Annotated in this window: 9 protein-coding genes and 1 pseudogene; 3 read left to right on the plus strand and 7 right to left on the minus strand. The window is 59.0% G+C overall.

Annotation, left to right across the window (positions count from 1 at the left end; all coding sequences use genetic code 11):
• On the minus strand, positions 1-249 hold the full coding sequence (locus ACSG06_RS19960; protein WP_440992055.1) for a DUF7542 family protein: 249 nt from the start codon (positions 247-249) through the stop codon (positions 1-3).
• Between the two features lie 211 nt (positions 250-460).
• On the opposite strand from ACSG06_RS19960, the gene ACSG06_RS19965 reads away from it, so the two are divergent.
• Positions 461-721 (plus strand): ubiquitin-like small modifier protein 1, encoded by a 261-nt coding sequence (locus ACSG06_RS19965; protein ID WP_440992056.1) that lies wholly within the window; start codon positions 461-463, stop codon positions 719-721.
• Between the two features lie 12 nt (positions 722-733).
• On the opposite strand, the gene ACSG06_RS19970 is transcribed toward ACSG06_RS19965, so the two are convergent.
• From ACSG06_RS19970 to ACSG06_RS19980, 3 genes are all read right to left on the minus strand, one after another.
• Entirely contained in the window at positions 734-2038 is a 1305-nt protein-coding gene (locus ACSG06_RS19970) for an acetamidase/formamidase family protein (protein ID WP_440992057.1), read from the minus strand.
• A gap of 75 nt (positions 2039-2113) precedes the next feature.
• Positions 2114-3745, minus strand: a complete 1632-nt coding sequence (locus ACSG06_RS19975) for a class I adenylate-forming enzyme family protein (protein WP_440992058.1) — start codon at positions 3743-3745, stop codon at positions 2114-2116.
• Positions 3738-4322 (minus strand): MaoC family dehydratase, encoded by a 585-nt coding sequence (locus tag ACSG06_RS19980; protein WP_440992059.1) that lies wholly within the window; start codon positions 4320-4322, stop codon positions 3738-3740. The genes ACSG06_RS19975 and ACSG06_RS19980 overlap by 8 nt, the downstream gene beginning before the upstream one ends.
• A gap of 300 nt (positions 4323-4622) precedes the next feature.
• Between ACSG06_RS19980 and ACSG06_RS19985 the strand changes: the two genes are divergently transcribed.
• Positions 4623-5441 (plus strand): YihY/virulence factor BrkB family protein, encoded by an 819-nt coding sequence (locus ACSG06_RS19985; protein WP_440992060.1) that lies wholly within the window; start codon positions 4623-4625, stop codon positions 5439-5441.
• A gap of 360 nt (positions 5442-5801) precedes the next feature.
• Here the strand turns inward: ACSG06_RS19985 and ACSG06_RS19990 are convergent, their stop codons facing one another.
• From ACSG06_RS19990 to ACSG06_RS20000, 3 genes and pseudogenes are all read right to left on the minus strand, one after another.
• Positions 5802-7211 (minus strand): transglutaminase-like domain-containing protein, encoded by a 1410-nt coding sequence (locus ACSG06_RS19990; RefSeq protein WP_440992061.1) that lies wholly within the window; start codon positions 7209-7211, stop codon positions 5802-5804.
• A 2751-nt stretch (positions 7212-9962) separates the two neighbouring features.
• Positions 9963-10772 (minus strand): annotated as a pseudogene (locus ACSG06_RS19995) (AAA family ATPase); the annotation flags it as partial.
• Positions 10769-12070, minus strand: a complete 1302-nt coding sequence (locus tag ACSG06_RS20000) for a metallophosphoesterase family protein (RefSeq protein WP_440992062.1) — start codon at positions 12068-12070, stop codon at positions 10769-10771. The gene ACSG06_RS20000 and the pseudogene ACSG06_RS19995, both read right to left, overlap by 4 nt.
• A 1215-nt stretch (positions 12071-13285) precedes the next feature.
• On the opposite strand from ACSG06_RS20000, the gene ACSG06_RS20005 reads away from it, so the two are divergent.
• On the plus strand, positions 13286-14614 hold the full coding sequence (locus ACSG06_RS20005; protein ID WP_440992063.1) for a Cdc6/Cdc18 family protein: 1329 nt from the start codon (positions 13286-13288) through the stop codon (positions 14612-14614).
• Positions 14615-15393: the final 779 nt, after the last annotated feature.

The raw sequence follows: 15393 nt of genomic DNA on the forward strand, positions 1-15393 counted from the left end.
TCACTCCTCGTCGGATGGTCTCCCGTCCAGCAACGGCGAGTCCGGGTTCGCCATGCCGGGGATGCCACAGACGCCTGCGTCGGCCCCGGCGCGTTCGACGCCGTTATCCACGCGTTCGATGTCCCAGTCGACGCTGTGGCCGGACTCGGACTCGTGCTCGTCGAGCGCAACACGTGCCGTCCGGAGGTTCCGGAACGACTCACGGTACTCGCAGTCCGTGCACTCGACCTCGACGTTCCCCTCGTTCATACCGGTGATTCGGGAGAGGAGGACGAAAACACTCCGGTCGGTGGGAGTACAGGCTCCGCCCAACGGGTTCGAGTACACGTTGCTCCAGAGGGCCCCATTCGTGTGAGAATTGTCCGAGGCAGCAGCAGACGACGAGCAGCCCAGCTCTGTATCGGGTGCAACGGGTTCTGCAGAAGCCACATCTTTGTCGCTGTCGCTCCCACTATCGCGTATGAAGGTGCACGTGTACGGTCCCCTGCGGACCGCAACCGGTGAGAAGACGGTCGACCTCCGGACCGATGGCGAGACCGTCGGTGACCTGCTCGATCGCTTCCTCGACGAGTATCCCGGCACTGCCTCGCAGCTCGTCGACGACGACGGAGACCTGCGGCCGAGCGTCCGCGTCATGGTCGGTGATGAGAAAGCAGCTCGGGACCAGCCGGTGTCCGAGCACGACGAGATCAAGCTCTTCCCCGCGATGCGGGGCGGCTGAAAGACGCAGCGGTCAGCGACCGTACTGCGACCGCACCGTGTCTGCGAGGCCGACCTCTTCGAGCAGTTCCATGGGTGCGAGCATCGTCAGTTGGACGACACCGGGGAGGCGTGCGATCTCGACGTCGCCCGTGAACGTACAGCGCGAGCGGACCTCGCCCTCCGTGATGCCGAACAGTGAACTGGCTCTGGCGAACGCGTTCTCCGTCGCATCGTTGATCGTCGCCCCGGAGCCGATGATCTGGATGGGTGCTGCGTCGTGGAGGGTGTCCACCGCGTACTCGTCGGCGAGCGCCTGACCGGCTTCGCGCTCGGCGTCGGAGTAGGGCTTGGCGATGTGGGGTAGGTCCTCCTCGTTCGGCAAGAGCAGCGGGCCGTCCAGGTCGAGGCCCTTGATGACCTCGACCTCGAGCTCGGTCTTCCCGCTCACGTCCGTCGTGTGGAGCGAGAGTTCGCCGTCGCCCTGGTTCGCGTGGAGGTCGCCGACGTACAGCCCGGCGCCCTCGACGCGGACGGGACAGATCAGCGTCGCGCCGGCCCGAACCTCGTTCGAGTCCATGTGGCCGTCCGTGCGCGCCTCGAGCGCCTCTTCGTCCGGAAGACCCCAGTCGTGTTCGGCGCCGATGAGGAACTGCCCGAAGTCCCCGGCGTTGTGCGAGTCGGGGAGTTCGACCGACGGCGTCGTACCGATGTTGCCGACGAACGGCCGGAGACGGCCCAGCGTCCCCGGCATCTCGTCGGGCTCGTACAACAGAATCGGGTGTTGCCGTGAGTTCTCCGGGAGCGCCATCGCCTCGTCCGCGCGCTCGGCCAGGTCGTGTGCGCCCTCGGAGCCGACCGTGATGCCGACCGTCCGGTCGTCGTCGAAGACGACGGTGTACCCGTACTCGAAGCCGAACGAGGAGGCGTTCGCGCCACACTCGGCACAGCGGATCGCGTCCTCGCCGGTTCCCTCGACGACCGTCTCCGGCCATTCGGTGCCACACTCCGGACACCGGTGGTCGACGAACGGATCGTCACCGAACGCGCCCTCGCGTTCGGCCATGCTGCCCGTACTGGTCGCGACACTGGTCACCTCGACGTCCTTGATCCGAACGACCAGTGCGTCGCCCGGTTCAGCGTTCTCGACGAAGATCGGCCGTGTCACCTCGTGCCCGCCGCGGAACGACGGCGTGATCATCGGGCCCCAGCAGCCCGCTGGCGTATGTGTCTTCACCGTTCCGCCGTCGGCGACGGTCCCAGCCCACTCCTGGTCTGGCCCGACGAGTCCGAGTGTGAACTCGTCGACCTCGAGCGTCTCGTGGATATGCTCCGACATACGTTAAAGATTGGCACGGTAAAATCATAGGTGTTGTGCAGCCCGGTATCGCCTGCCGTCTTCCGCTGGGAGCGGTCAGACCGGGTCGAGTTCGTAGCTGTCGATGAGCGCCTGCCGGTCGATCTTCCCGAGGGACGTCAGCGGTAGTTCATCCTCCACGGTGTACTCGACGGGCTGCTTGTAGTCCGCGAGCGCGTCCGCAGCGTACTCCTCGAGGTCGGCTGCAGTGAGGCCGCTTCCAGGCGTGCGGAGGATGAACGCGTGGCCTGCCTCACCCCAGGTGTCGTCCGCGACGCCGATGACCATCGCCTGCTCGACCGCCTCGTGTGCGGTCAGCATCTCCTCTACCTCGGGCGGGTAGACGTTGTAGCCACCCGAGATGTACATGTTCTTCTTCCGGCCGCGCAACCGGACGTGCCCGTCCTCGTCGACGAACCCGAGATCGCCGGTCCGAACCCACTCGTCATCGACGAACGCACCCTCCGTCTGCTCCGGGGTGAGGAAGCGGTCCATCACGCCGTCGCCACGGACCACGAGCTCTCCCGTCTCGTCTTCAGGGAGGAACTCGTCGTCCTCGACGGGACGTACGTCGAAGCCCGGGAACGGCTTCCCGACCGTCTCGGTCATCTCGGTGACCGGTGTGCCGAGTTCGGTGAGCGTCACGAAGCCAGCCGTCTCCGTGAGCCCCCAGCCGGTGACCGCGTGTGTTGCTGCCTGTGCCATCCCGGCCAGGATGTCTTCCGAGGGCGCCTGTCCCGCCACCACCGCAACCTCCAGCGACGAGAGGTCCGTCTCGGCGAACTCGTCGTGGTTGAACAGCATCCCCCACATCGCGGGAACGTTCCCGACCATCGAGATGGACTGTGATTCGATCAACTGCAGAGCGACGCCAGGGTCGAACGCGTCGAGGAACACCACGTCCGCACCACCGACGACCGCACTGCCCATGAGCTCCGTCGCGCCGCCGACGTGGTCGGTCGGCAGGTGCACGAGTACCGTGTCGGAATCGTCGATTCCCCACACTGACGAGATCGCGGTTCCCTGGAAGACGACGTTCCGATGGGAGAGCACCGCACCCTTCGGATCGCCGGTGGTCCCGCTCGTGAACACGACCAGGAGCCCCGTGTCCGGATCCGTACAGCCCACGGAGTCCGCTGTCTGTGGCGTCCCATCGGCGCTCGCTGCTGTCCACTCGTACTGCCCGGCTGCTGGAAGGTCGGCACGGTAGTCGTCTCCCAGCCAGTACGTTGTCTCGATCGCCTCGAATGCAGGCACCTCCTCGAGGATGGCCTGGAAGTCAGTGTCCCGGTACTGGCCTGCGCCGACGAACGCGGTTGGCTCCGTCGACGAGAGCACGTGCTGGTGGTCTCCGGGCTTCCCTCGGAGGTCGAGTGGAACGAGTGTCGCCCCGAGCTTCGCCGCCGCGAAGTACACCTCGGCGAACGGTGCCGACGGCGGGAACAGGGTCGCCACGAAGTCGCCAGACTCCACGCCATCCGCTGCGAGGTGTGCCGCGAGTCGGCCCGCCGCCTCGTTCAACTCGGCCCAGGTCGCCGCCGTTTCGGTAGCCTCGACCAGCCCCAGCGGCGAATACGAGTACGCCTGCGTGTCCGGCTTCGTCGCTGCACGCTGTTCGAGATACCACTGGAAGAGTCCTGTGTGCGGTTCCTCACGGTCGTATTCGTGGTCGTATGCTGTCTCAGTCATGGGTTTCGTGTGCGTCCTCGGTGATCATCAGCAGGTTCGTCCGATACTCGACGACGGTCGCGCCCGCCTGGTTCTTCCCCACCACGCCGAGCGTGACGACGCCGCTGTGGTCATCGCGTGGCGTCTTCTCCAGCACCTCAACCTCGAAGTGGACTGTATCGTCGATGAAGACGGGCCGATGGAACTGGATCGCCTCCATCCCGGCGTTCGCTCGGATTCCCGTCGGCTCGTTCGAGTACAGCAACCCTTCCGCGAGCCCAAGCAGGAACGTCCCCTGAACGACGCGCTCGCCGTACTGCGTCTCCTCGGCGAACTCCCGGTCGGTGTGGATCGGCAGCCAGCAGCCGGTCGCGTTCGCGTAACTCACGACGTCGCTCTCCGTCACTGTCCGCCCGATAGTCTCCACCGTTTCGCCCACCGACACCTTGTCGTAGAAGCCGTCTAGCACGGTCTCTTCACTCGACTCTGCAACCTTCACTATTACTCTGATTCTCCCCGTCGTAGCGAAGCAATAGCTCCCCGTGGGCAAGATATAATCGAGAAACGGGTGGGTGAGGTCGATCCTGCGTGAGTGCACACGCGGTCACCTCGAGCGGTTCGAAGCGTGAGTTCGCGAGGGTGACACAGTGTCGTAGCAAGACTACCAGTTATCAATTACGATGCAGCAATTTATCTTATCACTATCCGCCTCGCGATTGCATCTCACACATGGGGAGTGTGTTCCTGTTTCATCTGTTCCCCAGATGATGGGCCGGCGGAGTCTGTTGTCTAGTCACTACTGTAGTGCCCTCGTGGTGAGTCCGATCACGAACCTATAAGACATGAAACAGGACTCTGCTAGCCTTTCGATTAAATTGCTCGATGAACAAGTAGTACTATGGACAGGCAGTCGGCGGTCTCGCACGCGAAAATGGTCAAGACTGTCTTCAGCGAGAAGAACGTGACCTTCCTCGCAGGGAGTATCGCCTACAGCGCATTCATCTCACTCGTTCCCCTGGTCATGTTCGCGCTCCTTGCTGTCTCCGTGTTCGGCGCTCCCGACCTGCAAGAGCAGATCATCGAGGTCGCCACGAACAGCGTCTCCCCGTCGGTCGGGGGCGTGATCGAGGTGATGATCGAACAAGAGCGAGCCGCCGGTGCCGGGTCGACCGTTGGTGCATCGCTCATCGGTGTGCTCACGCTCGTCTGGGGAGCGATCAAGGTGTTCCGCGGGCTCGATACAGCGTTTTCAGAGATCTACGAGACGACCACGCAGGAATCGTTCGTCGGGCAGATCAAGAAGGCGCTGCTTATGCTTTTCACGCTTACCCTGGGGATCATCGCGATGGTCGGAACCACCGGCCTCGTCGCGTACCTCTCGTCGGTTCCTCTCATCGGGGTCGTCGTCCCGTTGCTCCTTTTCGTCGGCCTCGTCGCCGCGTTCTTCCCGATGTACTACCTGTTTCCGGACATCGACATGGAGCCGCACGATGTGCTCCCGGGAACAGTCGTCGGGGCCGCCGGCTGGATGATTCTGCAAGTATTGTTCCAGGTGTACGTGTCGGTGACCGGGGGCGGTGCTAATCTCATCGCGAGCATTCTGCTGTTGGTCACCTGGCTGTACTTCGGCGGCATCGTCCTGCTGCTGGGTGCCGTGGTCAACGCGATCGGAATCGGCCGTCCTGCCTGGCTCGTCGAAGGGAGTGACACCGCGTAAGGGCCCGCTCGATATCTGCGATGCGCGAGAGCGGTGGTGGTCGACCTGTACACTGTGTTGCGACTGTGTCACCCGACTACGCGATAGAGCAGGCATTGTGTGAGTACTTGGATGAGGATTATTCGGGATACGCTGGTACTAAGGTGACGACTCGCAGTGCTTCAGCACTCAGGAGGACTGTACAGGGGAACGAGTGAACAAGACATTGTTCATTAGATATGTTCACTAGCTGTGTTCATTACTCGGGGAATTCTGCACGATGTACTACCAGACGTCTCCTCGTGCCACTGCATCGCCAGCTCAACAGCGATGCCACTGTATCCCGATCAGTATTCGACTGGAGCGGATTCAGTTCAGCGACTATACATCGTACAGGTAGGCGTCTTCCCCTTCGTACTCAGGTGGCAGTTCACCCACCCCCCAACCATTGCCCGTCGTCTCGAGATAGTAGTAGCGGCGGCCGTCGTACTCCCAGTAGGTTCCAGGAAGATCGTTTCCATAGACTCCCACTGCCATGTGCTGTGGTGGTTGAATGAGGATGCAGTCGTAGTTGAACGTCTCTGCCTGGAGGACCGCCGCCATCATTATCGCCGTATCTTCGCAGTCTCCACCACCTTCAACCAGCGTTTCCGTGACTGACTTCGTGTAGTCGTCGTAGCCCGTACTCACGTCGTCTGGAACGTACGGGAGGTCCTGAATGAAATCGATCACGAAATGCACCTGCTCCTGTTGTGTTGTGTAGCCGTTGGCCGCCGCTTCCTCCGCCAAAATTTCTGCAAGGGTATCTGCGAGACCGGACTGTTGGGCGATTCGAACGTACTCGGCGCGATCTCGTGACCGAACTGCCTCTGACGCCTGGACGTATGTGGATTTGTAGGCGACGAGATTAGCGTTCCAGTTTCTCCCACTACTACGTCCGTTAAATTCCAGCAGGTAACATCCCTCGCCACTGCTCCGTGCGAATCCTGTTGTTTCGAAATCACCCACGCTCGGGAGCGGCTCTTCCGTGGTCAGCCGTCCATTCGAGATTCGGAGTCGATTTGTCTCACAGAGGTACTCGGCATCTTCAAGCTCCAACGTCTCCATCGTCGCGTCGCCCGGAACCAGGTACGCCTGCAGGTAGAACGATGCATCCGGAACGCGTTCGTACGAGAGTGGAACCGTCTGTGCTGTCGTTTGGTCCGGGAGGAACGCATCGCTAAGCCCGTAGCCGTGTGCACCTTCCTCCGCCATCAGCTCGTCGGGGTAGGCACCAGCAACGACAAGCAAGCGGCCACCGTTAGGATAGCTCCGGTTGATCGTCTCGGGCACGAGCCTGAGTGTAGCGTCTTGCATCGAGTAGGTGGTGAAATGAGAGGTCCGGTCCGAGATCGGCGCTGCGTCTCCAGAAAGCTCGTTCGTCGGGAGTGTCTCAGTCGGCGCTGGGGTGGTCGTGGTCGGTCTGTTCGTCGTCGGCTCCGTTGTTGCAACTGGCTCGTCGTCGTCGATTATCACTGACTCAGTAGCTGTTGGTGTTGGTGATGCTGTTGGTGTTGACTCCGTCCCAAACTCGAATTCAGAGGTGTTTTCGAATTCTCTGGTGGTGGTCCGACCGACGACATCACTCTCTGATTGCACATCAGGGTCGCGTGGGGCGTAGTCGTGCTGGTCAGGAACTCCGTCCCCGTCTGAATCAACCGTGGTTCCATCCTCAGTGAGAATCGAAGAACAACCAGCCATACATGTCGCTAATGGGAGGGAGAGACTAACTAGGTAGTCACGGCGGTCCATGTGGTGTATTTCAAGACAGATGGTATAACAGTTCTGGCGACACTAAATCGAGGTCTGCCGAACCGGGTGAGAGACAGCTACCCTCTCCAGCTACCAAATTCGAGACAACAGTTCCTCGGTTCTATCGGTGGCCGCTTCTCGAGGGATACCTTCGTCGACGTAACACTCGATGACACGGGCACGAATCTGCCCAGCATCTAACGTCTCACGAGGTTCAATGTATCCGTTCTCTTCAAGATACGTCTCGAGTTTGTTCGCTTTCCCGCTACGGAAGCGGTTTACCTCGCCATTGTGCAGAGCTTCGACGATCTGTCCTCCATCGCCATTGACTGACTCAGCTAGTTCACTCACCTCGTCGATGAAGTTTCCGCTCACGGCGCCAGAGGCTTCGAGAACCTCTCGATCAACGGGTTCGCCACGACCGACCTTCCAGGCGTCGACGAACTCGTTCAGGGCCGCAGCGTTCTCCTCTACTCTCGTTATCTGGTCGGAATCAACGGACGAGAGGTCTCCGTTGCCCCACTGGAGTAAAATGTTCAGCTGTCCCCAGTGCTCGATTCCGAGCTCCAGGAGTTGATGGAGAGTCTCGACATCATCGACCAGGTACCACAGGTGCGCCGTCCCGGCGCCACGGTGCGGATTGAACGTGTCCACCGTGAGTTCGTCCCTGTACGTGGCGTGGTCGTGGCCGTCGGGACTGGGGACCTTCGGAGTGAATGATTCGATAGAATCTAGGTCAGGGATGTGGACGGAGTCGTCGACGTCACGGACTGTCGCGAGGTCGATTATCTCGTGGTCGACGCCGTTCGTGCTCTCCAGCGCTGCGGTCCACTTCGCCACTTCGTCGCCCTGTGCGGTGAAATAGAAGACCTGCCGACCGTTCCGAGCGAGATCGATCGTCGACTCGATGATGGTCTTCGCCCTTCGGTCGTCGGTGTTCGCGAGCGTCTCGTCGAGGAGGAGCGGAACCTGCACTCCCTCTTCCTGCTGTTCGACAAAGGCGATTCGGACGGCGAGCAGGACCTGCACCCGAGTGCCGCTTGACAGCTCGTCGAGCGCGAGTCCCTTCTGTTTGGTCTCGTCGAACGCCCGGAACGCGGCTTCGTTCTCGTCGAAGTCCATTCGATAGCGGCCACGAGTGATCGTGGACAGGAGTTCACGAGCACGTTCGAAGACCTCCGGCCGACTGGTCTCCATCGTCGCCTCCTGAACGTGGTCCACAAGTACGTCACCGACCATGGCAGCACAGTCGTCCTCGAGCCGGTCTTCGAGGGCATCGAGCGCTCGGTCACGCTCCGCAAGCGCTGTTTCAACCGCATCGTCGGACTTCGCCTGGTTGATCTCTGCTTTGATCTCCGCTATCCGTGACTGCAGGTCGTCGAACCCTTCCGCAGTCCGTGCCGCCTCACGAAGGTCTTCTCGGAGGTCGGCAACCTCTCGCTCCTTGAGTTCCGCATCGAAGCCTGGGTAACTTTCGAGCTGTTCGGCCTCCGTGCTCGCACGGATGTCGGCCTCCCGTACAGCCTCCGCAGCCGACTCGTATTCGTCGACCCGCTCGCAGAGTTCCTCCAGCCTACGGTGGTCGTCGTGGTCGAGGTCCAGTTCGGCAAAGATACTGTCTCGTTCAGCCTCCAGTGTGTCAATCTTCTCCGTCGCTTCCTGAATCGTCTTCCTCGCCTGGTCGAGGTCCCGCTGAGCCCTCTCGCGTTGGTGTTCGCGGTTCTCGAGCTTTCGGATCGTCTCGGTGGCTTCACCGGAACTCTGGACATCCTCGTAGCCGTATGGTGCGAGTTTCGTCTGGAGTTGTTCACGGACGTTCTCAATCTGCTCGTCGACGGTGTCGATGCTCCCGAGGATACCCTCCACCTCATCATCGGCTTCCTGCCAGTCGAGCACTCGCTTTGACAGTACGGCAAGTTCGAGAGCAGAGGCATCTGGCGCGGCGCCTAACCGGTCCTGGAGGCTGGCACGCATGTCCTCCAGGTCCTGCTCCTTCTGTTCGAGCGTCTCCGCATCCGTGGCCAAGCTTTCACGCCATTCCGAGCGTCGCTCTGCCAACTTGTGCTCCGCAATCGCGTCGTACAGGCCGATCAGACGAGACCGAACCGCGTCCTCGGTCCACGCCTCCGGCGGTTTCACCCCGGTGTTTTCGAACGACTCGCGGTGCGATTCTCGTGATTGAGTATCGCCTTGGGACTGTGACTGTACCCGTAAGCCGTACCAGAGGATACCAGCGGCGACGATCAGAATCGCGAACAGCAGTTGATTCACCAGTAGACCCAGCGCGATGCCCGTCGAGGCGAGGGAGAGGGCCGAGAAAACGGCGATTCGGAATGCCTCCGAACCGTCGTCCGTCGCCGTGGAAACGGGGGCAGCCAGCCACTCCTCCAACGATTGACTTGCGCGTTGGAGAGTATGGAGATCGGGCTCAGGATGCTCCTCGTACTCCAGTAGTCGGTGAACAGCCTCCCGGGTTTCACGTTCGGACTGGAGTTCCTCAGCCCCACGTGCGAATTTCGAGACGGTCTTCCACGTGACGGGTTCGAGCGCAGCGAGATCTTCGGTCGCGACCTCCAACGGAATATCTTCGCGAGCGTTCTCCCGCTGCTGTTTGGCATCCGCCAGATCTGCATGGAGTTCGCGTTTCCTGTCCTCTGCAGAATCGAAATCATCGCGAAGCCCTTTCAGATGGTCGATACGGCCTGTCGGAAGGCCTTCTTTGGGAAGGTCGGCCTCAGCAAGCCGTTCCTGAGCGTCCGTTTTCGTTTCCTCGGCCTCGTCCTCTTTGACGGTCCACTCCTCGATGTCGTCCTCGAAGGATCGGACACGCTCGATTTCATCCCCATCGACCTGGGCGAGTCTGTCGGGGAACGCATCGAGCCTCGACTCTGCCTGCTCCAGATCGTTTCTCGCCTCCGCGTAGTCTATCGCCTTTTCGAGCAGCTCGGATCGCTCTTGTGCTCGACGCGCTGCCTCCAGTTCACTCCGTAACCGAGCGAGCTCGTTCTGCTCCTGGCGGAGTTCGGCAACGTCGTTCCGCGCATCCTGCAACTGCTGAATCGCTCTCTTCGCGTTCTGTACCTCATTGATGTTGGCACGGCTCGGGGTATCTGAATAGCCGAGTTCGTCGTATGCCGCAGAGAGATCGTAGCCACCCGCCGACTCTCGCTCGATTATCTCGGCGAACGATTCGTTGGTGTTGTCCCGCTGGAGCAGGTCGTGGAGCGAGAGACGATAGCGGTCGCGTTGATCGGCCGGCGGCAGGCTGGGAGCGTTCGCCTCCTGGCCGTCACGCTGGTAGCTCGTACGTCCATTGTCGACTTCGACACGCCAGGGTTCACCATTCAGTGAGAGTTGCCCCACTAGAGACGCACGTTCGTCGGCGGTCTCGGGCCAGCAGAGCCATTCGAGCGACTCAGCGAGCGTCGTCTTTCCTGCCGCGTTCGGCCCATGAACGACATTGATGCCGGAGCACAGGTCATCGACAGCGAACCCGCCGGTTTCGAATCCGGGCGCGTTGACGATCTGGATCTCCTCGAAGCAGAGCGGGTCCCTCGTCATGCGTTCCCCTCCTTTTGGCTGAGGAGGGTATCGAGGAGTAGCCGTGCCTGCTGTTCGAGATGCTCGATAGCGTCGGCGTCGTCCCGATTCTCGAGTTCGCCTTCGTGTCGGAGCGGGTTGTACGCGTTCCCACTGTGTGCCTGCCGTACCGCTGCGACAGACTCATCGACCACGTCGCCATGGGTGTCGTGAGGGTCACCGTTCTCGATCTCGAGCAGGAGGCCAGCCAGGTACGCAGCTGCATTGTCCCCTTTTGCAAGGTCCTCGAGATCGATTGCCGGGCGGGTATCGACGTCTATCGATTCGATCCGGATTGAGACCGACTCCTCCCTGAATCCGATGTCTCGTTCCATCGACCGGCGCTGTTCGACGAGCGCCGAGTGCGCAGGCGTCCGTCCGGTGAGCTGAACGCGTACCAGGCTGAGCTCCAGCGAACTCGTATCGAGGTCGGATCGAACGTGGTCCTTGGTCTCCTCCGAGATGACGGCGGTTGCTTCTTGCGGGTCGTCGACGCCGGACACGTCTACCTCGATGTGGTCGTACCGAAGGGAGGCCAGTGGAACCTGTTCAGCATCCACGTCTCCATTTTGATGTATTGTTAGCTTCCACGGCCCGTGCGCACGCCGTTCGCCCGGGTCCAAGGGTTGTGGGGAACCTGGGTACAGTGAAAAGGGACGGGAGTCGATCTGTATTCCCGGAGTATGAATATGACCGAGTAGCCAGGCATCCACTGCGGTGTCGCGGAGTTCGCTCGACAGAACCGGTGCGTATGCGCTCGCTCGCGAATCGAGGTCGCCATGGAGCACACCGAAGTGGGGTGTGCCATCGGATTCTTCGAGGTCGTACTCGTCGAGCGGAGAGTCGTAGACGTGTTCGTCCGGGAACGACCAGCCGTCGAAATGCGCAATCTGCTCGCCGTCCTGTTCGAGGGTCCACCGCTCCCAGTTGCCGTCTCGTCCGAGGAACTGCAAGCCTTCAAAATCGAGATTGTCAACCAGATCAGGGAGCGCATCGAAGTCGTGATTCCCAGACACCACCACGATGGGAATGTCCACCTCGTCTAATTTTGCGACCCCATCCTCGAACGCGCCAAAGGCCTCGAAGTAGCGGTTATCCTGGTCGATGAGGTCGCCCGTAACCACCACTGCGTTTACATCCTGTTCGATAGCTTCACCGACAATTGCAGACCAGACAGCCTTGGGAGAGAAATCGGGTCCATCCAACTCTCCTGGAATACGACTGGGGTGTCGCCCCAGGTGAATATCGCCAGTGCACAGGATCTCGATGGAACCGCTCATGATGGATATCAGAGAGTGCTACTGAAAATAGGTCACGGCCATCTTAATATTAATTATATTTCATGTTCCGGGGCTGATCGAGTTTGAAGTGGAAGAATTTCCATCAGCCTACTCGTATCTGAAAATGTCGCTTCGGTGCGAAGCAAGAACACCCCGTGTGCGAGATATACTCGAGAAATGGGTGGGTGGGGTCGATCTATCATGGGTGCATACACGGCCATCCCAGTTGGTTTGAAGCAGAAATACGCGCGGTCAGGCCATAGTACTGAAATTTCGCGTGACGTTCGGTATTCGGTGCTGAGGTGCTGGGTAGCTCTTCTAAAGCACCATAGAAGCTTGTCCTACCCCGGTGAATAAACGAGTATTCATAGCGCTTGTTCACTAACCGTACCCATTGGCTATGTTCACCAACAATTTGGTGGTACGCTAGAGGACGGCTTGGCGCCGTGTCATGAGTTCCTGCATTTCATCGTCTACTGTTCTATTCGAACTTGTCCTAACCAGCCCGGCTATGGTCCTCTCTTACAAACTCGACTTCATCTGCCTGAGCATGTTTTCGACGAATCTCCCGATGTGGTGATTCGGTGTCCAATGTAGCTATCAAAGCGCAATGAGAAAGGACCTCTCCCTCGGAGAGGCCGTCGTGGTACTTTGGCCGGTAGTAGTCGGAATCCACGACTTCGGTCGTTGAGGGAGGTCGACCTGGACCGCTCCCCCACCCCCGGGGACGTCCGCAATTATTTGAAGTGCAGTCCGGCCGCAAGGCTCGGTTGGTGTCGTGGATACGCGACACCCACACACCACCGTGCAAGTGTTCTTGCCGATAACGAAGGGGTGGGGGGGTTGCGGTCGGACAGCTGTAGCATATAAAGCAACACGTCGGTAGGTCATACAATCAGTGTTTCTGCTGTTAGAAGGAGTCTCGTCTACAACTGGCCTCTACAGCCTCGGATATTATTGCATATATGATAAAGTATTTATTAGAGTTTAGTAGTGGTAGTGTGGGCGCAACCCCACTAGGGAACCTGCCCGATTCGACCAAACCGGAAACAGTGAGGTGAAGCGGCAAGAGGACCCACCCCTCTAACTCACATCGAGAACACTTGCACGGTGGTGTGTGTCTGTCAACTCAACCGTCTCCATCACCCAGAACTATTGAAACACTTGCAGGGTAGTCTGGAACCTTATATACTGTTGAGTATTAAGGAAATTAAGATGGTTCGGACGGACGAGAACCCCTTCGACGGGGAGGACCCGATCTTCAAAGCGAAGCATCCGCTGAAAAAGGATAGCTTCGACCCCGATACGATCTTCCACCGTGATGAGGAGATCAACCTCTACGTTAACTCCCTCCAGGATGTCGTCGTTGGTCATGATCCCAACAACGTGTTCGTGTATGGTCCGACGGGCGTCGGGAAGACAGCTGTGACCAAATGGGTGCGAGACAAACTCATCGAGAAAGCGTCAGAGCAAGACGTTCCACTCAAAATCGTCGGTCCCGTCAACTGCCGTAACTACAAATCGTCCTATCGACTCGTCAGTCGCCTCGTCAACGAGTTCCGTCTCCCAGACAACAAGCTTCCGAAGAGTGGCTATAGTACCGACACTGTCTTTGAGTTTCTCTACGAGGAAATCGAATCAGTCGGCGGGAACGTCCTGATAATCCTCGACGAAATCGATAATATCCCTCCCGAGGCACGGAACGACTTCCTCTACGACCTCCCAAGGGCAGAAGCGAGTGAGAACGCAGCAATCGATGAAGCTCGAATCGGCCTCATTGGCATTTCTAACGATTTGAAGTTCGTCGACTCCCTCGAGCCGAAGGTCAAGAGTACATTGGGGGAGCGAGAGATCAAGTTCGGGCCGTACGATGCGACCGAACTCCGCGATATTCTCGGGTATTATGCTGATCTCTCGTTCCACGACGACGTTCTCAGCAGCGAAGTACTCCCATTGGCAGCAGCGTTCACCGCTCAAGAACGCGGGGATGTCCGGCAAGGTTTGAAGATTCTCGAGAAGGCAGGCGAGTACGCGCGTATGGATGGGTCAAGGACCGTGGCAGAAGAACACACGCGTCGGGCAACAGAGTCGATCGAGACAGACGAAATTCTCGACAGCTTCGAGAACGACCTCACGCGCCAGCAGGCACTGACCTACATCGCCACAACATTGGCGATTATCGAGCCGGATTACGACGCTCGGACGAAGCGAATATATAGCCTCTATTCTTCGATCGCCGAAGCCGCCGATAGCAAGGTCCGATCGGAGAGAAAAATCTACGAGTTTCTCGATCAGCTGTCGATGCAAGGGTTCGTCCGGTCGGAAGATCAAAACCTTGGCAGAGGCGGTGGGCGACGGTTCGTGTACCAAGTCACCGACGACCCCGTCGACATCATTAATGCAGTTGTCAAGTCTGATTACAACCGGGCGCTTCCAAATAACGTCTGGGGGATTCTAAAACACTACAAGGAAGACGAAGCGACGTCGTTCGAGGCACCTGACCCAGATGACGAAAAACAGAAACAAATCTGGCAGTTCACGTAACTGGCAGGCCTCTCTTCGGCGAGGGGCTAAAACACTTGCACGGTGGTGTGTGAGTCTGCTACTTGAGACCGGGTTGTATGATAAACACTTGCACGGTGGTGTGTGGGTTCGTAGCCCACATAGATCACTTGCATGGGGGTGTGTAGAGTTAAGGTCTCGGGTCGATGACTGGATCAAAAACTTGCCTATGGGTTGTCCGAGATCAGGTACCGAAGCAACAATTGAAATGAAACACTCGCACGGTGGTGTGTGAGGGTGGGGGACTCTGGGATTTTCTTGGTTCAAAACACTTGAAGGCCGGTGTGTTTGACTGGGGTCATTGCTACCGAACAATTCTGGAAAAGGTGGATGCGAACAATCGGGCTCCGTGTCAGCAATACTTAACCAACAACCTGTCTTGTTGGTTAATGACTGACCTCTTTTCAAATGTCCATCTGGTCTCCCAGTCCCTCGAAGCTACATAACAAATTTTCCAGTTACATTTCGATAGCCGTGTGTACGAACACATCCATAGAGGGGTGGCTGACTAGGGGGAAGTGTTTAGTGGGATTGTTGTAACCGACACCGAGGAAACTAAAGACGTTCATTATTGGACCGCACGCCCGTCGGGTCCGTTACATTTCTGAACGGTGGAGAGTTGGCAGACGGCGCCGACTCGCTTATAAAGCAAGAGCTGAATGCGCGTTTGATTTCGTTCAGCCGGCGAACGGGAGTCGATGCCATCGTGCGATTCGCTGAGATTCAAAAGCGGAAGCAGTGACATAGGTGTTTTCCCGGAG

This window comes from Haloarchaeobius baliensis (assembly GCF_052060055.1).
GTDB lineage: Archaea > Halobacteriota > Halobacteria > Halobacteriales > Natrialbaceae > Haloarchaeobius > Haloarchaeobius baliensis.